Origin of the sequence: Pseudoalteromonas undina, from assembly GCF_000238275.3 — a bacterium.
GTDB lineage: Bacteria > Pseudomonadota > Gammaproteobacteria > Enterobacterales > Alteromonadaceae > Pseudoalteromonas > Pseudoalteromonas undina.
In genome coordinates, this window is sequence record NZ_AHCF03000001.1 from 1 (window position 1) to 20576 (window position 20576).

Annotated in this window: 15 protein-coding genes; 12 read left to right on the forward strand and 3 right to left on the reverse strand. The window is 40.9% G+C overall.

What is annotated here, in order from left to right; all coding sequences use genetic code 11:
• Positions 1-160 precede the first annotated feature (160 nt).
• The 7 genes from dnaA to PUND_RS00035 all read left to right on the forward strand — a co-directional run bounded on the left by dnaA (position 161) and on the right by PUND_RS00035 (position 9853).
• Entirely contained in the window at positions 161-1549 is a 1389-nt protein-coding gene (gene dnaA, locus PUND_RS00005; protein ID WP_010392708.1) for a chromosomal replication initiator protein DnaA, read from the forward strand.
• A 13-nt stretch (positions 1550-1562) separates the two neighbouring features.
• Entirely contained in the window at positions 1563-2666 is a 1104-nt protein-coding gene (gene dnaN, locus PUND_RS00010; RefSeq protein WP_008112965.1) for a DNA polymerase III subunit beta, read from the forward strand.
• Positions 2667-2681: 15 nt separating this feature from the next.
• Positions 2682-3776, forward strand: coding sequence for a DNA replication/repair protein RecF (gene recF / locus PUND_RS00015; protein WP_010392712.1), 1095 nt, complete (start codon positions 2682-2684; stop codon positions 3774-3776).
• 12 nt (positions 3777-3788) lie between these two features.
• Positions 3789-6215 (forward strand): DNA topoisomerase (ATP-hydrolyzing) subunit B, encoded by a 2427-nt coding sequence (gene gyrB / locus PUND_RS00020; protein WP_008112961.1) that lies wholly within the window; start codon positions 3789-3791, stop codon positions 6213-6215.
• Between the two features lie 140 nt (positions 6216-6355).
• Positions 6356-7258 carry a glycine--tRNA ligase subunit alpha gene (gene glyQ / locus PUND_RS00025; protein WP_010392717.1) on the forward strand — a complete coding sequence of 301 codons (903 nt, stop codon included), beginning with the start codon at positions 6356-6358 and terminating at the stop codon, positions 7256-7258.
• Between the two features lie 2 nt (positions 7259-7260).
• Complete coding sequence (glyS, locus tag PUND_RS00030) at positions 7261-9330, forward strand: glycine--tRNA ligase subunit beta (RefSeq protein ID WP_010392718.1); 2070 nt, start codon at positions 7261-7263, stop codon at positions 9328-9330.
• Between the two features lie 73 nt (positions 9331-9403).
• The gene (locus PUND_RS00035) at positions 9404-9853 is read left to right on the forward strand and encodes an early set domain-containing protein (RefSeq protein ID WP_010392720.1); all 450 of its coding nucleotides are present in this window, start codon (positions 9404-9406) and stop codon (positions 9851-9853) included.
• A 143-nt stretch (positions 9854-9996) separates the two neighbouring features.
• Here PUND_RS00035 and tusA read toward each other — a convergent pair whose 3' ends face one another.
• The 3 genes from tusA to fadB all read right to left on the reverse strand — a co-directional run bounded on the left by tusA (position 9997) and on the right by fadB (position 13819).
• A complete protein-coding gene (gene tusA / locus PUND_RS00040) occupies positions 9997-10236 on the reverse strand; it encodes a sulfurtransferase TusA (RefSeq protein ID WP_008112953.1) in 240 nt (79 codons plus the stop codon).
• A gap of 249 nt (positions 10237-10485) precedes the next feature.
• A complete protein-coding gene (gene fadA, locus PUND_RS00045) occupies positions 10486-11655 on the reverse strand; it encodes an acetyl-CoA C-acyltransferase FadA (protein WP_010392722.1) in 1170 nt (389 codons plus the stop codon).
• 4 nt (positions 11656-11659) lie between these two features.
• Positions 11660-13819, reverse strand: coding sequence for a fatty acid oxidation complex subunit alpha FadB (gene fadB / locus PUND_RS00050; protein ID WP_010392724.1), 2160 nt, complete (start codon positions 13817-13819; stop codon positions 11660-11662).
• A gap of 309 nt (positions 13820-14128) precedes the next feature.
• Here fadB and PUND_RS00055 point away from each other — a divergent pair, with 309 nt between their 5' ends.
• The 5 genes from PUND_RS00055 (at position 14129) to PUND_RS00075 (ending at position 20383) form a co-directional block, all read left to right on the forward strand.
• On the forward strand, positions 14129-16015 hold the full coding sequence (locus PUND_RS00055; protein WP_010392726.1) for a transglycosylase SLT domain-containing protein: 1887 nt from the start codon (positions 14129-14131) through the stop codon (positions 16013-16015).
• A 117-nt stretch (positions 16016-16132) separates the two neighbouring features.
• The gene (gene pepQ / locus PUND_RS00060) at positions 16133-17455 is read left to right on the forward strand and encodes a Xaa-Pro dipeptidase (protein ID WP_010392729.1); all 1323 of its coding nucleotides are present in this window, start codon (positions 16133-16135) and stop codon (positions 17453-17455) included.
• An 80-nt stretch (positions 17456-17535) separates the two neighbouring features.
• The gene (locus tag PUND_RS00065; protein ID WP_010392731.1) at positions 17536-18150 is read left to right on the forward strand and encodes a YigZ family protein; all 615 of its coding nucleotides are present in this window, start codon (positions 17536-17538) and stop codon (positions 18148-18150) included.
• Between the two features lie 94 nt (positions 18151-18244).
• Positions 18245-19696: a TrkH family potassium uptake protein gene (locus PUND_RS00070; RefSeq protein WP_010392733.1), complete on the forward strand. Its 1452-nt coding sequence runs from the start codon at positions 18245-18247 to the stop codon at positions 19694-19696.
• A gap of 24 nt (positions 19697-19720) precedes the next feature.
• Positions 19721-20383 carry a flagellar brake domain-containing protein gene (locus tag PUND_RS00075; RefSeq protein WP_010392736.1) on the forward strand — a complete coding sequence of 221 codons (663 nt, stop codon included), beginning with the start codon at positions 19721-19723 and terminating at the stop codon, positions 20381-20383.
• Positions 20384-20576 lie beyond the last annotated feature (193 nt).

The following is a 20576-nucleotide window of genomic DNA, read 5'->3' on the forward strand; positions in this document are numbered from 1 at the left end:
TCAACAATTTTACAAAAATCAATCTTTTACTTGTGGATAAAGTGCATTCATAATAGTCGGTCTTGGGCTGCTTATTGAGCCATTTAAACGCAATACAGGTGTGATTTTTGAATCATTATTGATGTGCGGGAATAAAAATTATATCTCTGGGAGTTTTACTGTGTATCTGTCGGTTTGGCAAAGTTGTTTATATGTATTGCAAGATGAATTGCCTTCGCAGCAATTCAGTATGTGGGTCAGACCACTTCAAGCAGAAAGTACCGAAGATACCTTGACGATTTATGCGCCTAATCGTTTCGTACTTGATTGGGTGAGAGAGAAGTACTTAAATAGAATAAATGAATTATTGGTAGAAATTTGTGGTGTAGAAGCACCCGAGTTACGCTTTGATGTAGGTAGTAAGCCGCTATTAAATGCACAAGCTGCACCGGTGGTTGAAACACAATCAGCCCCAAGCACGCAATCAACGGCAAAACAACCACCTCGAGAACAAAAACCGGTTGTAGAACCTGCTCCTAAATCTGGTTATAAATCAAACATTAAAGAAAACTATACCTTTGATAGCTTTGTTGAGGGTAAATCTAACCAATTAGCAAAAGCGGCTGCCACTCAGGTAGCAGACAACCCTGGCTCTGCATTTAACCCTGTATTTATTTACGGTGGTACAGGCTTAGGTAAGACGCATTTATTACATGCGGTAGGCAACGGTATTATGGCCAATAAGCCCGATGCTAAAATTGTTTACATGCATTCAGAACGTTTCGTTCAAGACATGGTTAAAGCACTGCAAAATAATGCGATTGAAGAGTTTAAGCGTTATTACCGTAGTGTTGATGCATTAATGATTGATGACATTCAATTTTTTGCTAATAAAGAACGCTCTCAAGAAGAATTCTTTCATACCTTTAATGCATTATTAGAAGGTAACCAACAAATTATTTTAACCTCTGACCGTTACCCTAAAGAGATTGAAGGGGTTGAAGATCGCCTTAAATCTCGTTTTGGTTGGGGATTAACCATCGCGATTGAGCCGCCAGAGCTTGAAACACGCGTTGCTATTTTGATGAAAAAAGCCCAGCAAAGTAAAATTAACTTACCGCATGAAGTGGCATTTTTTATTGCGAAAAAATTACGTTCAAACGTACGTGAACTTGAAGGGGCATTAAACCGTGTAATTGCTAACGCAAACTTTACCGGCCGCCCAATATCTATCGACTTTGTAAAAGAAGCACTGCGTGATTTATTAGCGCTGCAAGACAAACTAGTCACCATCGACAACATTCAACGTACGGTTGCTGAATACTATAGAATACGTGTATCTGATTTACTGTCTAAGCGCCGTAGTCGCTCTATAGCAAGGCCTCGCCAAGTAGCCATGGCATTATCTAAAGAACTCACTAATCACAGCTTACCTGAGATTGGGGATGCTTTTGGTGGGCGTGACCATACAACAGTACTGCACGCGTGTCGCAAAGTTAAATCATTACGTGACGAAAGCCACGAGATTAAAGAAGATTACCAAAACTTAATAAGAACATTGTCATCTTAGGGCTGACTTTATTATGCAAATAACAATATCAAGAGAACAATTTTTAAAACCATTGGTACAAGTATCGGGTGCCATTGAGCGCAAGCATACGTTACCTATTTTATCTAACGTATTGCTCGTGGTAGAAAATGGCCAGCTTTCAATGACAGGGACAGACCTTGAAATTGAGTTAGTGGCGAGTGTATTTGTAGGTGACGATGTTGCCGATACTAAACTCACATTACCGGCTAAAAAATTACTCGATATTTGTAAAAGTTTACCGGATGGTTCTGATCTTACTTTAAGCTTGCAAGACCATCAGTTACTTTTAACCAGTGGGAAAAGTCGTTTTTCATTGACCACTTTAGCTGCTGAAGATTTTCCTAATTTAGAGCAGTGGGATGGTGAAGTTGAGTTTCAACTAACGCGTTTAGAATTACGTAAATTACTTGAAAGCACACACTTCTCAATGGCAAACCAAGATGTGCGTTATTACTTAAACGGCATGTCGTTTGAAGTTGATAACAGCGATATAAAAACAGTTGCCACTGATGGGCACCGTTTAGCTATTGCACAAAAACAACTAGGTCAGTCGTTAAATACACAGCGCCAATTAATTATACCGCGCAAAGGCGTACAAGAAATTATGCGTCTAATGGTTGCTGATCAAGAGCTGGTAACTATTCAGTTTGGTGCCAACCACATTCGTATTATTGATATTGAATTTACCTTTACGAGTAAATTAGTTGATGGTCGATTCCCTGATTACCGTCGTGTTTTACCGCGCGGTGGCGATAAGGTAATTACCGCGAATCGTGAATGGCTTCGTAATGCTTTTCAGCGTGTGTCGATTTTATCGAACGAAAAGTTTCGTGGTGTACGCTTAAATTTATCAAACGGTTTATTAAAAATTACAGCCAACAACCCAGAGCAAGAGCAAGCTGAAGAAGTGGTTGAAGTAATGTACGAGGGTGATGACCTAGAAATAGGCTTTAATGTCTCTTATGTATTAGATGTATTAAATACATTAAAAACCGAAGATGTATTATTTACCCTTGCCGATTCAAACAGTAGTGCACTTATAGAAGGTGCCGGCGATGAAGAAGCTATGTACGTTGTTATGCCAATGCGTTTATAAGATTATAAATACATAATGAGCTTAAGTCATTTGAGCCTCAAATATTTTCGTAATATTGAGGCACTGACGCTAGAACCAGTTAACGGCGTTAATATAATTTATGGTGAAAACGGCAGCGGAAAAACCAGCCTTTTAGAGGCTATTTATTACCTTTCTCACGGCAAATCTTTCCGAACCTCTAAACATAAAAGCATCATCGCCCATCAACAAGATCAGTTTGTTATTCATGGCCGAAAAGCGTTACACGATTTATCTATTCCAATAGGGATAAGTAAAACCCAAACGGGTGAAACCAATTTAAAAATACAGGGTAAGGCGAGTCGAAAAGTATCTGAACTTGCTCAACTTATGCCAGTGCAAGTTATTACACCAGAAAGCTATTCATTATTTTTTGGTGGCCCTAAAGAGCGCAGAAAATTTTTAGACTTAGGTTTGTTCCACGTGGAACATGAGTTTTTTTTCTTATGGCAATCGTTTAATAAAGTGCTAAAACAGCGCAATGCATTGTTGAAATCTAAGCCTAAGAATTATTTTGACCAAATCAAGTTTTGGGACAAAGAATTTGTTAGACTGGCTGAACAAATAAATAAATTAAGAATTGCGTATATAACTAGGTTTAAGCAGCAGTTTTTTGATAAAATGTGTGCAGAATTAACGCTAATACGCGATCTAGAAATTAGCTTTAATGCAGGCTGGAAAGAGACCGAATCTCTTTCTGATGCGTTAGAGCAAAGCTTTGAGCGAGATGCTCGCCAAGGCTTTACTAGTAAAGGCCCTCATAAGGCTGGTTTTAGTTTTAGTGTCGCTGGCAGCAGTGTTGAGAATGTATTCTCACGCGGGCAGTTAAAGCTATTGTTGTATGCGTTAAAAGTAACGCAAAATAGTTTAATTGAGTCAGAGACAGATAAGCAATCTATATTGCTAATAGATGATTTACCTTCAGAGCTAAGCGAAGATACAAAAGAGAAAGTGGGTCAGTTATTGACTCATTGCAGTTCTCAAATATTTATTTCTTCAATTTTATCTGAAAGTATTTCTGCTGTGGTGGAACCCATGAAACGAGAACTAAAAATGTTCCACGTGAAACATGGCAACCTAATAACAAGATAAGTGGGATTAACCATGTCTGAGAATTATGATTCGTCGAGTATTAAAGTACTTAAAGGATTAGATGCAGTAAGAAAGCGTCCTGGTATGTATATAGGGGACACCGATGATGGTACGGGCTTACACCACATGGTGTTTGAGGTCGTTGATAACTCTATCGATGAGGCCTTAGCCGGTCACTGTGATGATATATTTGTCACAATTCACTTAGACGGTTCGGTATCTGTAAGAGATAACGGCCGTGGTATTCCTACTTCTATACATGAAGAAGAAGGTGTATCTGCAGCTGAAGTTATTATGACGGTATTACACGCTGGTGGTAAGTTTGATGATAACTCTTATAAAGTATCAGGTGGCTTACACGGTGTTGGTGTATCGGTAGTAAATGCATTATCAGAAAAGTTAAAACTAACTATTCGTCGTGAAGGTAAACTTTACGAGCAGTTTTACACTATGGGTGTTCCAGATGCACCACTTGCAGCTATTGGTGATTCTGAAACAACCGGTACTGAGTTACGTTTTTGGCCAAGTGCAGAAACGTTTACTAACCTAGATTTCCATTACGATATTTTAGCTAAGCGTTTACGCGAGTTATCGTTTTTGAACTCAGGTGTGAGCATCATTTTAAATGATGAGCGCGAAGAAAATAAGAGTGACCATTTTAAATACGAAGGTGGTATTAGAGCGTTCGTTGAATACTTAAACCGTAATAAAACGCCTGTACACAAAGGGGTATTCCACTTTACTCACGAACGTGAAGAAGACGGTATTAGTGTAGAAGTATCAATGCAGTGGAATGATGCGTTCCAAGAAAACATTTACTGTTTTACTAATAACATTCCACAACGTGATGGTGGTACTCACTTAGCTGGTTTTAGATCTGCGCTAACACGTACGCTGAATAACTACATGGAAAAAGAAGGTTTTAACAAAAAGGCTAAAACAACAAGTAACGCAACGGGCGATGATGCTCGTGAAGGCTTAACGGCTGTTGTTAGTGTTAAAGTTCCTGATCCTAAATTCTCATCACAGACAAAAGACAAGCTAGTATCTAGTGAAGTTAAGTCTGCTGTAGAGCAAGCAATGGCTGAAAAATTCACTGAGTTTTTATTAGAAAACCCAATGGATGCAAAAATTGTTGTTGGCAAAATTATTGATGCAGCACGCGCGCGTGAAGCCGCTCGTAAAGCACGTGAAATGACACGCCGTAAAGGTGCTATGGATTTAGCTGGTTTACCGGGTAAACTAGCGGATTGCCAAGAAAAAGATCCAGCCCAATCTGAACTATACATAGTGGAGGGTGACTCAGCTGGCGGTTCAGCCAAGCAGGGTCGTAACCGTAAGAATCAAGCGATTCTTCCGCTTAAAGGTAAAATCTTAAACGTAGAAAAAGCACGTTTTGATAAAATGCTTTCTTCACAAGAAGTGGCAACGCTAATTACTGCACTAGGTTGTGGTATTGGCCGTGACGAATATAACCCTGAGAAATTACGTTATCACCGTATCATAATCATGACCGATGCCGACGTGGATGGTTCTCACATTCGTACTTTGCTACTAACATTCTTCTATCGTCAAATGCCGGAAATTGTTGAACGTGGTTATATTTATATTGCTCAGCCTCCACTTTATAAAGTGAAAAAAGGCAAGCAAGAGCGTTATATTAAAGATGATCCAGCATTAGTTGATTACCTTACATCTTTAGCGCTAAGCAATGCAGCACTGTACACTAGTGATAGTGCTGAAGCGGTTGATGGTGAAGCATTAGAGTCAATTGTTCACGATTATCAAAACACGGTTAAAGTTATCGAGCGCTTAAAGCGTAAATATCCGAACACAGTTATGAACCGTTTGATTTACCAAAGTGAGCTGAAAAAAGAAGACCTTTCAGACGAAGCTAAGGTAATTGCTTGGACTAAAGAGCTGGTTGATGACTTAATTGAACGTGATGAAGATGCAACTATTTTCCATGCGGGAACTGAGCACGATACAGAGCGTAACTTGTATTATCCAGTTGTGAATATTCGTCAGCATGGTGTGGATAAAGCACACGTACTTCATTATGACTTTATTACATCAAGAGACTACCAACGCATTGCTGTAACAGGTAAAAACATTGCTAATATCATCACAGAGGGTGCATATATCCAACGTGGTGAGAAAACAAAACCTGTTGATAACTTTGTGGATGCATTGGAATGGTTGATCGCAGAGTCTAAGCGCGGGATCTACATTCAACGCTATAAAGGACTGGGTGAAATGAATCCAAATCAGCTTTGGGAAACCACCATGGATCCTAGCGCACGCCGTATGTTGCAAGTAACAATTGAAGATGCTGTTGCAGCGGATCAATTATTTGCCACTTTAATGGGCGATCAAGTTGAGCCGCGTCGTGAGTTTATTGAAACGAACGCACTGCGTGTGGTTAACTTAGACGTATAAAACATTATCGTAATCACAAAAAAGGAGCCCTAGGCTCCTTTTTTATTTTTTCAAACGCACAAACTGCTTAAAACCTGAGTGTGCACAAGGTATACTGAGGGTAATTTTCACGCTACTTCTCAGATAGTAAAAAGCCAAATATGCAAAAATATGACGTTAAAACCTTTCAAGGTTTGATCCTGGCTTTACAGGATTATTGGGCACAGCAAGGCTGTGTCATTATTCAACCACTTGACATGGAAGTGGGCGCAGGGACATTTCACCCGCAAACATTTTTAAAATCAATTGGCCCAGAGCCGATGTCGAGCGCATACGTTCAACCGTGTCGTCGTCCTACCGATGGCCGTTACGGTGAGAACCCAAACCGCTTACAACATTACTACCAATTCCAAGTTGTGTTAAAACCATCTCCAGACAATATTCAAGAGCTTTACTTAGGCTCTTTAGCTGCTGTAGGTATTGATACCCTAACTGACGAAGTTCGCTTTGTAGAAGATAACTGGGAATCACCTACATTAGGTGCGTGGGGCCTAGGTTGGGAAATTTGGTTAAATGGCATGGAGGTAACGCAGTTTACCTACTTCCAGCAAGTGGGCGGTTTAGAATGCTCACCGGTAACGGGCGAGATTACTTACGGCCTAGAGCGTTTAGCAATGTACATTCAAGGCGTAGATAGCATTTACGACCTAGTATGGGCTGACGGTCCATTTGGGCGCGTAACTTACGGTGATGTGTTCCATCAAAATGAAGTTGAGCAATCAACCTATAACTTTGAACATGCAAACGTAGCCGACTTATTTGAACAGTTTGATAAATGTGAAGCTGAGAGCCAAAAGCTAATTGAAGCAAGCCTACCATTACCAGCCTACGAGCAAGTAATGAAAGCATCGCACGCATTTAACTTATTAGACGCACGTCATGCTATTTCAGTAACTGAGCGTCAACGTTATATTTTACGCGTTCGTGCGTTATCAAAAGCGTGTGCACAAAGTTATTACGATGCACGTGAAGCACTTGGTTTCCCGCTGTGTAAGGATAAGTAAGCATGTCAGCAGAAAATTTATTAGTAGAAATTGGCACCGAAGAGTTGCCACCAAAAGCACTTCGTAAATTAGCCGAAGCCTTTGCTGCAAACTTAACAGCAGAATTAGAAAGTCTAGAACTAGGTCACCAAGGTGTGAACTGGTATGCATCGCCACGTCGTTTAGGTTTACAAGTAAAAGCACTTGAAGCTAAACAACAAGACAAAGAAGTTGAAAAACGTGGCCCTGCAACTAAAGCCGCTTTTGATGCTGAGGGTAACCCAACTAAAGCAGCCATGGGTTGGGCTCGTGGTTGCGGTATTGAAGTAAAAGATGCGCAAACACTAGAAACAGATAAGGGCGCATGGTTATTGCACATTGCTAAAGTAGCAGGGCAAGAAACCAAAACGTTAATGACCGACGCTATAAGCAAAGCGCTCGCTAAACTACCTATCCCTAAACCAATGCGTTGGGGTGCGAATAAAACACAATTTATTCGTCCTGTGCATACGGCAACTATTTTATTCGGTAGTGAACTGGTTGAGGGTGAAATTCTTGGTAAGCAAGTGAGTAATCAACTGCAAGGCCATCGTTTTCATCACCCTGAAAAAATTAGCATTGATCATGCTGATGATGTGTTTGATGTACTTAAATCAGCTTACGTTGTTGCTGACTACGAACAGCGTAAAGCACAGATTCGCGCGCAAATAGAAGATGCAGCCAAAGCAGTTAATGCCGTTGTTGCTATGGATGAAGACTTACTTGAAGAAGTTACTTCATTGGTAGAATGGCCAGTAACGCTAACAGCCACATTTGAAGAAGCATTTTTAGATGTACCTGCTGAAGCGCTTATTTACACCATGAAAGACGATCAGAAATACTTTCCGTTATTAGATCAAGACGGCAAACTTTTAAATAAGTTTTTGTTTGTCTCTAACATCGAAAGTAAAGATCCTAGTGTAGTTATTTCTGGTAACGAAAAAGTAGTGCGCCCGCGTTTAGCCGATGCGCAGTTCTTCTTTGAAACAGATAAAAAGAAAACATTAGAAAGCCGTTTAGAATCTCTTGATAGTGTATTGTTCCAAAAACAACTTGGTACGCTTAAAGATAAGTCACAGCGTATTAGTGAACTGGCAGGTTACATTGCAGAGCAACTTGGTGCCGACAAAGCACTGGCAGCTCGCGCTGGCTTATTAAGTAAAACAGACTTAATGACCGAAATGGTAATGGAATTTACCGACGTACAAGGTGTAATGGGAATGCATTATGCGCGTCACGATGGTGAAGCAGAAGAAGTCGCAGTGGCACAAAACGAGCAATACATGCCACGTTTTGCCGGTGACAACTTACCAACTAATTTGATCAGCTGTGCAGTCGCCATTGCCGATAAGTTTGATACGCTGGTGGGTATTTTTGGTATAGGCCAAGCACCAAAAGGTGATAAAGACCCATTTGCACTTCGTCGTGCTGCTATTGGTGCATTACGTATCATGGTAGAAAAACAGCTACCGCTTGATATTTTAGACCTGGTTGCTAAATCACAAACTCTGTTTGGTGAAAAGCTGACTAACCTAAATGTATCAACAGATGTGTTTGACTTTATGCTAGGGCGTTTCCGTGCTTGGTATCAAGACGAAGGTATTGAAGTAGATGTGATTCAAGCCGTACTGGCGCGTCGTCCAACGAAGCCAGTTGATTTTGATCGCCGAGTTAAAGCCGTAAGTCATTTCCGTACATTAGACGCCGCAGAATCGCTTGCAGCGGCTAATAAGCGTGTAAGTAATATTCTGGCTAAAAATAACATTACAACGCAAGGTGATGTTGATCAGAGCTTATTAAGTGATGATGCTGAAAAAGTGCTTGCTTCGCAAGTTGCAAAATTTGCCACTGATTTAGCACCACTGTACAGCGATGGAAATTACCAAGAGGCATTAAGCCAATTAGCAGGCATTCGTGAGAGTGTTGATAACTTTTTTGACAATGTCATGGTAATGGCCGACGATGAAGCGGTTAAGCAAAACCGTCTTGCACTTTTAAGCCAGCTTAGCGGGTTATTTTTAGAAATTGCAGATATTTCTGTATTACAAAAATAACAGCTTATAGCTATTTAAAAAGCCAGCATTATGCTGGCTTTTTAGTATTCACTGTATGCAAAGGATACAAATGATGATCTCTATAAAACGAATTTTAACGCTAGCAATGGCTGGTTTACTTACGGCCTGTACCAGCCAAATTTCGATTAACGATGTGTTGCCGCAGCAAGAATTGGATCGCAGTATTTATTTAAGAGGGGATTTCACATTATGGGATGCAGAACCTCAATACCAATTTCAACAAGTTGGCCCTGCGCTTTATCAAGCTCAAGTTAAATTTTCGACCCCTGGCAAAGTGTACGAGTTTAAAATAGCCGATGCAGATTTTAGTGAAGGTTTTAACTGTGGCTACAGCGATTCACAGCCATCAGGGCAAAGCCTAACACTTGGCCAATCAACGCGCGCTGATTGTAATACCATTTATAATTACTTTAGCTACACACCCGCAATCAAAGGGTCGTACATAGTCAGCATTGATTTTAGTGACTACGATAAGCCGCAAGTAACGATAACTAAAAAGTAAGAGCTGTAAGCTATAAGCAGTCAGTCGTTAGCTTAAATATAAAATAAAAAACCGTGCTTGATTTAACAAACACGGTTTTTTAATTTTTAGCTGATAGCTGATAGCTGATAGCTGATAGCTGATAGCTGATAGCTGATAGCTGATTACAACCCTTTCTTCACCACATATCTATACGGTGATTCTTCAACTTCTTTAGCCACTAGCGTGTGATCCATAAAGGTACAAAAGCTGGGAATATCGCGGGTGGTTGAAGGGTCGTCGGCAATAATAAGCAGTGTTTCACCATCGCTCATTTTACGAATCGCAGCGCGTACCATCATCACCGGCTCTGGGCAACGAAGGCCGATGGCATCTAATTGGTGATCGGGGTTATCAAAGCTCATAAAAATTACCTGTAAAAATAGTCGCGGCTTGGTTAGGTCGGGTAGTTTAGCGTAAATAAAGCTGTTGGTTAACTATTTTACGTATAACAAAACAGCTCAACTTATTAATAGATAATCTGAAATAAGTTTAATGCACCCGATCACATTATTCATTTTAAACCTGCAAAAGCTGGTGGCATAAAAAAGGCGAACTAACTTGCGCTAGTTCGCCTTTTAATCACCAAGATGGTTTTACATGTTAAAAACTAATTAGTCTTGAACACGTTCAAATACAGTGGCAATGCCTTGGCCTAAACCAATACACATAGTTGCTAAACCGTATTTTGCGTTTTTGTCTTCCATTAAGTGAATAAGCGAGGTGCTAATACGTGAACCCGAACAACCCAGAGGGTGACCAAGTGCGATAGCGCCGCCGTTTAAATTCACTTTTTCGTCAACCACATCTGCTAAACCTAGGTCTTTAAGTACAGGCAGTGATTGTGCTGCGAATGCTTCGTTTAGCTCAGCTACGTCAATGTCATCAATGGTAATACCGGCTTGTGCTAATGCTTTTTTACTTGCAGGTACTGGGCCGTAACCCATGATTGATGGATCGCAACCGGCAACAGCCATAGCGCGAATACGTGCACGAATTGGTAAGCCCAGTTCTTTTGCTTTTTCTTCGCTCATTACTAACATAGCTGATGCGCCGTCAGAAAGTGCAGAAGATGTACCCGCAGTAACAGAACCCGTAGCAGGGTTAAATACTGGACGTAGCTGCGATAAACCTTCAACTGTTGTTTCTGGACGAATTACTTCATCATCTTCAACAAGAATAAGTGAACCGTCAGCATCGTGACCTTCCATTGCTAAAATTTCGCGGCGGAAACGGCCTTCAACAGTCGCTGCATGAGCGCGTTGATGCGAGCGGTAAGCAAATTCATCTTGTTGCTCACGGCTAATACCGTGAATAGTAGCAAGGTACTCAGCGGTTAAACCCATAGAGCCAGATGCTTGTGCAATTGATGTAGCTAAGCCTGGGTGAAAGTCGTTACCGTGAGTCATAGGTACGTGACCCATGTGCTCAACGCCACCAATTAGGTATGTGTCGCCAGCGCCAGTCATAATTGCGCGAGCAGCGTCATGCAATGCTTGCATTGATGAGCCACATAAACGGTTAACTGTGGTTGCTGGCACTGAATGTGGAATGCCTGCAAGTAGAGATGCGTTACGTGCAACGTTAAAGCCTTGCTCTAATGTTTGCTGTACACAGCCCCAATAAATATCGTCAATTGACGCAGGGTCAACTGCCGGATTACGTTCTAATAAGCCTTTCATTAAATGAGCGCTTAAGTCTTCCGCACGTTTGTTTTTAAATACGCCGCCTTTTGAGCGACCCATTGGTGTGCGGATACAATCTACAATTACTGGATTATTCATGATATTAACCTTCCACCTTATAGAAAACACGGCCTTCTTCAGCCCACTTGCGAGTTTGCTCTGATACTTGGTAAATCGCACCTAGGTGAGCGTATTTGTCAGCAGTTGCTACAAAGTTAGCTAAACCTGTTTGATCTAAGTAACGGAACGCGCCGCCTCTAAATGGAGGGAAACCAACACCATATACAAGTGCCATATCAGCTTCTTGAGGAGAAGCAACAATGCCTTCTTGTAAACAAAGTAGTACTTCGTTGATCATTGGGATCATACAACGGTCAATGATTTCTTGTTTATCAAATTCTTTTGGTGCGTCTGTGATAGGTGCAAGTAGTTCAATCGCTGTTTGGTCATGAGATTTTTTAAGACGACCGCGACGATCTGTTTCGTACTTATAGAAACCTGCTTTGTTCTTTTGACCAAAACGTTTTTCGTTAGCAAAAACAGTCACTGGGTCTTTATCTGCACGTGCCATACGCTCAGGGAAACCGTCTGCCATTACACCAGTACAATGATAAGCCGTATCAATACCTACAACATCAAGTAGGTAAGCCGGGCCCATTGGCCAGCCAAATACGTTTTCCATTACTTTATCTACTTTTGCAAAGTTAGCGCCTTCAACCACTAATTTGCTAAATCCAGCAAAGTAAGGGAATAAAACACGGTTTACAAAAAAGCCTGGGCAATCGTTAACAACAATCGGTGATTTACCTAGTTTAAGTGCGTAATCAACCACGGCATTAATCGTTTTATCTGAAGTTTTTGCACCACGGATAATTTCTACTAATGGCATTTTTGGTACTGGGTTGAAAAAGTGCATACCACAGAAGTTTTCTGGCTTATCAAGCGCTTCTGCAAGTAGGTCGATACAAATAGTCGATGTATTTGACGTAAGTACCGTGCCTTCTGGCATATTCTTTTCAAGATCAGCAAGTACGGCTTGCTTCACTTTAGGATTTTCTACTACGGCTTCAACAATGATGTTGGCGTTTTGTAGGTCTGCATCGTTAAGCGTTGGTTTGATTTTGCTAAGCGTTGCTAGCATTTTTTCCATCGGCATGTGGCCGCGCTTCACTTTTGCACCTAATAGTTTAGATGCTTCACCCATACCTAAATCTAGCGCATCCTGTTGGATGTCTTTCATTATGATTGGTGTGCCTTTATAAGCAGACTGGTATGCAATACCGCCACCCATAATACCTGCGCCTAATACTGCCGCTTGTTTAATTTCTACATCGCTGTGTTTAGCAAATTTACGTGCTTTACCTTTAATGTATTGGTCTGCTAAAAAGATACCCGTTTGAGCAGCAGCTTCACTAGTACGTGCTAGTTTTGCAAAGTTGGCATTTTCAATTGCCATTGCTTCGGCGCGTGAGCTGTTTGCTGCGGCTTTAATAGTGCGAACTGCCATAACTGGAGCAGGATAGTGGCCTTTGGTTTTACCCATTACCATACCTTCTGCCATTGCAAAGCTCATGCCTTGCTCAACACGGTTTAATTTAAGCGGTTGTAATTTTACAGCACGTTTTGCTTGCCAATCTAGCTTGCCAGCAATCGCTAATTCTAGTGTTGCTAAACTTGACTCTTGTAGTTTGTTGGCACTAACTACCGCGTCAAATGCACCTACTTTAAGGGCGTCAGCAGCGCGATTTTCGTTACCTGTGGTGATCCACATCATCGCGTTATCGGCACCAATAATGCGCGGAAGGCGCACTGTACCACCAAAACCAGGCATTATGCCTAATTTAACTTCTGGTAAGCCCATTTTTGCTGAGTCACTTGCAACACGATAATCGGTAGCAAGTGCCCACTCACAGCCGCCGCCAAGCGCCAAGCCGTTTATAACACTGAGTGTTGGGAATGGTAAGTCTTCAATTGCATCAAAAACGTCAGTTGCATCTTTGATCCACGTTACTAATTCTGCTTCAGGCTTAGTAAAAGTAGGTAAAAATTCGAAGATATCGGCACCAATAATAAAGTGGTCTTTATCACTGGTAAAAATCATGCCTTTAATATCAGTGTTAGCGGCTAATTCTTTTAATGCTGCCGCGCAATCTGAAAGAGTTTGTTGAGATAATGTGTTTACAGAACCTGTAGCACAAAACTTAAACTCGGCGATGTTTTCCTTCACGAAGCTAACTTCAAAGGAATCGCTTTTATATAACATTATTATTCTCCCTAGTTGATGAACTAAGACTGGTACGATGAGTTCATATTCAGACCAGTGTGCTTGCTTTAAATTAAAAATGCAACGAAAAATTTATCTTGGTTACAAACGTCTGGTTAAAATATAGCTGGTTTGGTGCTAAGGTGGGTTTGAAAGTTTTCTTTATTCATTTTATTGCGCTGTCTTGGTGTTTATAGCTTGGGTTTTATCAAAGTAAATAAAATAGAGTTACAGTGCCTGCGCTGTTTTTTATTTACCCATAGCCACACTCTTGTCAGCCTTGAAGGTAACTATGCCCTAAAGGACATTATGAAAAAATATTTATTAAGCGTAGCGGCAGCGACTCTATTTTTATCTTTTCCCTCTGCCAACGCAAATACCGAACTTGATGCATTTTTAGATGCAGAAAAACAAGCCCGCTATGGCGATTACAATAGCTTTAAACAAGCGGTAGACTCATTGTCTCACCCACTTAAGCCCTATGTAGAAAAAGCCTATTGGCAGCGCTACCCCAGTTTAAAACACCAAACAGAAATAGAAAACTTCCTCACTATTTATGAACACACGCCATTAGAGTGGCCAGTGCGCAAAGCATGGTTAAATTATTTAAAGCGCAGAAATAAAAAAGCAGCATTTATTAAAAACTACCGTGAAACCTCTGACACTGAGCTTAGTTGTACCCATCTTAGTTATCAGCTTGATTTAGGAGCGCCTAAAAAAGCAATACTCTCGCAGGTAACCGACATTTGGACGGTAGGCGAGTCACAACCTAGTGAATGTGACGGGCTTTTTGAGCGTTGGCGACAAAATGGTTATTTAACCCCTGATGTTGTGTGGCAGCGTGTTACTTTAGCGGCACAAGGGGGCTCTTATCGTTTATTGCCTTATTTAAAAACCTTATTGCCAGCCAAGGAGCGTTATTTAGCTGATTTATATTCCAAAGTAAGGCGCGATCCTAGTGCTGCTGCAGGCCTTTACCGCTATAAACGTAAAACAGCCAAAGAAGGGGAAATAGCGCTTTATGGTATTAAGCGTTTAATTTGGCGTGATAAAGAGCTGGCATTAAAGGCGTGGCAAAAAATTGAAGGCATGTTTGATTTTGCTGATGATGAAAAGGCGGAGGTATATTATACCTTTGCGCTGTCGTTAGCGTCGAGCGGCCATAGCCAGGCGAGCTTTTATTTAAATAAAGTCCCTAAAGCGCGTCAAGACCGTAAATTAATGCAATGGCAACTAGCCAATATGCTTAAAACTCAAGATTGGGAAGGCATTGCGGCATTTTTTACCGGAAAAGAAAACCTTAGCTTAGGGCAACAGTATTGGCTTGCATATAGTTATGACAAACGCGCAGAGCATGAAAAAGCTAAGGCAATTTGGAGCAAGGTAGCCGCTAACCGTGATTATTACGGTTTTTTAGCCGCTGCTCGCTTAGGGTTACCGGTTGATTTAAATGAGCTACCAGTCAATGTAAATCAAGCCTTAGTGACAAAAGTCAGTAATGCACCAGGCTTTAAGCGTGCTAAGGCACTATATGAACTTGAGCGATTTACAGCGGCCCGACGTGAATGGAATTATTTAACCAACACTTCTGAAGATGATGAAAAGCTAGCAGCGTCAGTGCTTGCGGCAGAACTTGATTGGTTTGATAGTACAATATTTACCCTAGCAAAAATAAAAGCATGGGATTATGTTGATTTGCGTTTTCCATTTGCGTTTCAAGAAATGTTTGAGCGCTACAGTAATCGTAGCAAAATAGATTTAACTTGGAGTATCGCTATTGCGCGTCGAGAAAGCTCATTTGCACCCGATGCCCGTTCTCATGCAAATGCACGCGGGTTAATGCAGTTATTACCAAGCACCGCAAAATATATTAACAAAGGCGATGTATCTAGCCGTCGCTTGTATCAGCCAAAAACCAATATTCGACTTGGTACCCGTTATTTACAGTATTTAAAAAAGAAAAATCACGGTAACGAGGTGTTGGCAACAGCATCCTATAACGCCGGGTATCACCGAATTAAGCGTTGGCTACCAGAGGAAGCGATGCCCGCAGAGCTATGGGTTGAGCTTATTCCATATAGAGAAACTCGAGACTACGTAAAAAACGTATTTGCGTATCGGCAGGTTTATCACACTCGCCTTGGCCGAGAGGGGAATTTACTCGCGCCACTATTAGAGATGACCATGGGCGGGTAGTAAAAATAAATCTACAACAGCAGAGGGATATTTACACGGTAACTATCCCTCTTTTTTGAGCGCTTTGTTTATAAGTGGTAGACTCAGAGCAAGTTAAATTTAACAGATGGGTTTATTATGGAAAAATTAGCCGTATTATACGCCGAACATATTGCAACATTGCAGCAGCGTACACGTACTATTTGTGAGCAAGAAGGGTTAGAAGGATTAGTCATTCATTCAGGCCAAGCTAAGCGCCAATTTTTAGATGATATGTATTACCCGTTTAAAGTTAACCCACACTTTAAAGCGTGGTTACCGGTTATTGATAATCCGCATTGCTGGATTGTGGTAAATGGTAGCGATAAGCCAAAGCTTATTTTTTATCGTCCAATTGATTTTTGGCATAAAGTACCTGATGAACCAAGAGATTTTTGGGCAGAGTACTTCGATATTGAATTGCTACTAAAGCCTGATCAGGTTGAAAAACTACTTCCTTACGATAAAGCTAAATTTGCCTACATTGGTGAATACCTAGAAGTAGCCCAAGCACTTGGTTTTAGCATCATGAATCCTGAGCCAGTACTTAACTATATTCATTATCACCGTGCTTATAAAACGCAATATGAACTTGAATGTTTACGTAATGCGAACCGTATTGCAGTAGATGGCCACAAAGCGGCGCGTGATGCGTTTTTTAATGGTGGTAGCGAGTTTGATATTCAGCAGGCCTACTTAATGGCAACGCGTCAGAGCGAAAATGAAATGCCATATGGCAACATTGTGGCCCTTAACGAAAACTGCGCTATTTTGCACTACACCCATTTTGAGCCAAAAGCACCGCAAACACATAACTCATTTTTAATTGATGCGGGCGCTAACTTTAATGGTTACGCTGCAGATATTACCCGTACCTACGACTTTAAAAAGCAAGGCGAGTTTGCTGATCTAGTTAAAGCAATGACGGCGCATCAGATTGAGTTAGGCAAAAGCTTAAAACCAGGTGTACTGTATGGCGAGCTACATATTGACTGCCATAACCGCATTGCACAGTTACTAAGTGACTTTGATATTGTTAAGTTACCTGCAGCTGAAATTGTTGAGCGTCAAATTACCTCAACCTTCTTTCCTCATGGCTTAGGGCATCATTTAGGTGCACAGGTACATGATGTAGGTGGCTTTATGCGTGATGAAACCGGTGCGCATCAGGCACCACCAGAGGGTCATCCATTTTTACGCTGCACTCGCTTAATTGAGAAAAACCAAGTGTTTACAATTGAGCCCGGTTTGTACTTTATCGACTCTTTGTTGGGTGATTTAGCACAAACAGACAACAAGCAGTTTATTAACTGGGAAAAAGTAGAAGCGTTTAAACCATTTGGCGGCATTCGTATTGAAGATAATATTATTGTTCACGAAGACAGCCTAGAAAATATGACGCGTGATTTATTACTCGACTAATATTTAACTAATAACAGTTTATATTATTCATGAAAGGGGCCTGTTGGCCCCATTTTTAATTTAACAGCCAAGTAAGCGCTATGTCAGAATATAAATACCCAGCCGACGATGTTTTTCATCAAGAAGAAATTAAAAAAAGTACCTTTATTGTGCATATAGGCCACACGCCTGATTTAAACTCTGCGAAAGCCTTTATTAAAAACATTGAAGAAAAATACAGTGATGCACGCCATAATTGTTGGGCGCATGTTGCGGGTAATCCTGGTGGAAGCCATGTTTATGGTTTTTCTGACGATGGAGAGCCAAATGGCACCGCCGGTAAACCTATGCTCAACGTGCTGGTGGGCTCTGGTCTAGGTGAAGTAACTGCTGTGGTAACACGATATTTTGGTGGTATAAAACTTGGTACCGGTGGGTTAGTTCGTGCTTATGGTGGCTCACTTAATAATGCCTTAGCAAAATTACACACAGTGGTAAAAGTACCCAGCATTGAGCTGGTTGGCTTTAGTGAATACAGTATGCAAGGCGCAATAGAACAGCACTTAAAAACCAATTTTCAGGTACTTAATATTGAAAAGCAGTTTACGGCAAATATTGAGTGGAGTATTACTATTGATAGCCGCCAAGCACAGCAAGCATGCAAAGATATTTTTGATTTAAGTCACGGCGCAGTTGAGTTAACAATCAAAGAGTAATAGTCTTACATCCATCCTATTTAATCACTACAGATTAAATTTTCGAGTCATACAGTAGTTATTTTAATTTACTAATAAAAAAGCGATACGCTCAATGCAATTTCGTACCATCATAAAAATTCTTGGCCAACTGGTCGCGCTATTTAGTATTACAATGGTGCCACCAGCACTCGTGTCTTTAATTTATAAAGATGGCGGAGGTGTACCGTTTGTTTTAGCCTTTATATTTAGCGTTATTATTGGCTTAATGGCTTACTATCCAAATAGGCATGAGCATGGTGATTTAAAAGCACGCGAAGGCTTCTTAATTGTGGTTTTGTTTTGGTTGGTACTAGGGGCGTTTGCGTCATTGCCGCTGATATTTTTACAAGAACCCAACCTCTCTTTGGCCGATGCAGTGTTTGAAGCTTTCTCAGGCTTAACTACCACAGGGGCGACCGTATTAACTGGCATAGAATACTTGCCTAAATCGGTATTATTTTATCGCCAGCAATTACAGTGGTTTGGTGGGATGGGGATCATTGTATTAGCAGTAGCCATACTGCCAATGCTTGGCGTCGGTGGTATGCAGTTGTACCGAGCTGAAATTCCTGGCCCAGTAAAAGACTCCAAAATGACCCCGCGTATTGCCGATACAGCTAAGCACCTTTGGTATATTTACGTATCTATTACTCTTGCGTGTACTTTGGCGTATTGGAGCGCAGGGATGAACTGGTTTGACGCTATATGCCATGCCTTTTCTACAGTTGCTATTGGTGGTTTTTCTACTTATGACGCGTCAATGGGGCACTTTGATAGCCCTGTAATTAACTTTATTTGTGTGTTCTTTTTAATTATAGCCGCTATTAACTTTTCACTACATTATGCCGCTGTAGCGAGCCGTAATATTAGCGTGTACATTCGTGACCCTGAATTTAAAGTATTCTTATGTATTCAGCTAGCGCTGGTGGTAATTTGCTTTACTGTGCTTTCGTCTCATGATGTTTATGCAAATGGTGATGAAACCCTCGATCAGGCGTTGTTTCAAGCGGTGTCTATTAGTAGTACTGCTGGGTTTGCCACAGATAATTTTTCAGCTTGGCCGTTGTTTTTACCTATTTTACTTATTTTTTCGAGCTTTATTGGCGGCTGTGCGGGTTCTACCGGTGGCGGTATGAAAGTTGTTCGCGTGTTTTTGTTGTACTTGCAAGGGATACGAGAGCTTAACCGCCTAGTACATCCTCGAGCTATATATTCAATAAAGCTCGGTCGTAAGGCCTTACCTGACAAAGTAGTTGAAGCGGTATGGGGCTTTTTCTCAGCTTATGCACTAGTCTTTATTATTATAATGTTAGCGTTAATGGGCACAGGGTTAGACAACATTACTGCATTCTCTGCGACAGCAGCCTGCCTTAATAACTTGGGCCCAGGTTTGGGTGACGTAGCCTCTCATTATGGTGCGATTAGTGATGCCGCTAAATGGATACTAACAGTCGCTATGGTATTTGGCCGGTTAGAGATATTTACACTGTTAGTATTATTTACCCCAACATTTTGGCGTGGATAATGTTTTAAATATTAGGAAGGAACTATGCAAAAAACCAATTTGGAAAAGTTAAACCAAATCGTCACAGGTGGCATAGTCGATGTAGAAATACTGACACCAACCAGTAGCCGACGTGTAAAAACGGAGTTTATTGGTTTATTAGAAAACAAATTTATTATTTTAAACTATCCCAGCGCTAAGCGACTTCCTATGGCAAGTGATTACCTGCGTGATGGTGTTATGGTGGTGGTAAGAGCGCTTATAGAGGGCAGTGGCGGGCATGTGATTGCGTTTCGTCAGCAACTTATGTCTGTTGCCTCTCACCCTGCTAAATTGTTGTTTATTCAATACCCTTCACAAGTGCAGTTGTTTGGGCTGCGCTCACAAGCACGCATACCCACGTTGTTTCCTGCTAAGTTAACATTAACCGATGAGCAGCCTCCCTTTGAAGGGGTTATAAAAGACATTTCGCTCACCGGAGTTATGTTTGATATTAAAACAACCCAAGCACTCGATGAGTTAAAAGACATGCGCTGTACGGTTGTATTTGATGGTGATACTAAGCATGAGGGGCAAATATGCAGTGTAAAAAAACATGCTAGCGGTATCTGTTGTGGAATTCGATTATTTGCCAGTGAAGAGCAAATGAAAGCGCTAATGGGGGATCATTTTATTGACCCTAGTGCACTTGAAGTTGAAATAGTTTAGGGGCATATCAAGTTGAACAAGCTTCTATTATAAGTTCAGTATACTCACGTGATTTCGTCATTTTGCAACAAATAGCCTTGTGCGGCTGTAAATTTTCAACGTCACCTTAAATTTATTTTTAAACTGTTTAAAAACAGCAGCTTAAATTTATTTTTTAATTTTAATTTTTTATTTATAACAAAATAAATCTCAA

Coding starts and splice junctions, on each gene's coding strand:
- PUND_RS00070 (WP_010392733.1), top strand. CDS start 18,245: ATGCAATTTCGTACCATCATAAAAATTCTTGGCCAACTGGTCGCGCTA.
- PUND_RS00075 (WP_010392736.1), top strand. CDS start 19,721: ATGCAAAAAACCAATTTGGAAAAGTTAAACCAAATCGTCACAGGTGGC.
- fadA (WP_010392722.1), bottom strand. CDS start 11,655: ATGAATAATCCAGTAATTGTAGATTGTATCCGCACACCAATGGGTCGC.
- PUND_RS00035 (WP_010392720.1), top strand. CDS start 9,404: ATGATCTCTATAAAACGAATTTTAACGCTAGCAATGGCTGGTTTACTT.
- PUND_RS00065 (WP_010392731.1), top strand. CDS start 17,536: ATGTCAGAATATAAATACCCAGCCGACGATGTTTTTCATCAAGAAGAA.
- tusA (WP_008112953.1), bottom strand. CDS start 10,236: ATGAGCTTTGATAACCCCGATCACCAATTAGATGCCATCGGCCTTCGT.
- glyQ (WP_010392717.1), top strand. CDS start 6,356: ATGCAAAAATATGACGTTAAAACCTTTCAAGGTTTGATCCTGGCTTTA.
- dnaN (WP_008112965.1), top strand. CDS start 1,563: ATGCAAATAACAATATCAAGAGAACAATTTTTAAAACCATTGGTACAA.
- fadB (WP_010392724.1), bottom strand. CDS start 13,819: ATGTTATATAAAAGCGATTCCTTTGAAGTTAGCTTCGTGAAGGAAAAC.
- pepQ (WP_010392729.1), top strand. CDS start 16,133: ATGGAAAAATTAGCCGTATTATACGCCGAACATATTGCAACATTGCAG.
- gyrB (WP_008112961.1), top strand. CDS start 3,789: ATGTCTGAGAATTATGATTCGTCGAGTATTAAAGTACTTAAAGGATTA.
- recF (WP_010392712.1), top strand. CDS start 2,682: ATGAGCTTAAGTCATTTGAGCCTCAAATATTTTCGTAATATTGAGGCA.
- PUND_RS00055 (WP_010392726.1), top strand. CDS start 14,129: ATGAAAAAATATTTATTAAGCGTAGCGGCAGCGACTCTATTTTTATCT.
- glyS (WP_010392718.1), top strand. CDS start 7,261: ATGTCAGCAGAAAATTTATTAGTAGAAATTGGCACCGAAGAGTTGCCA.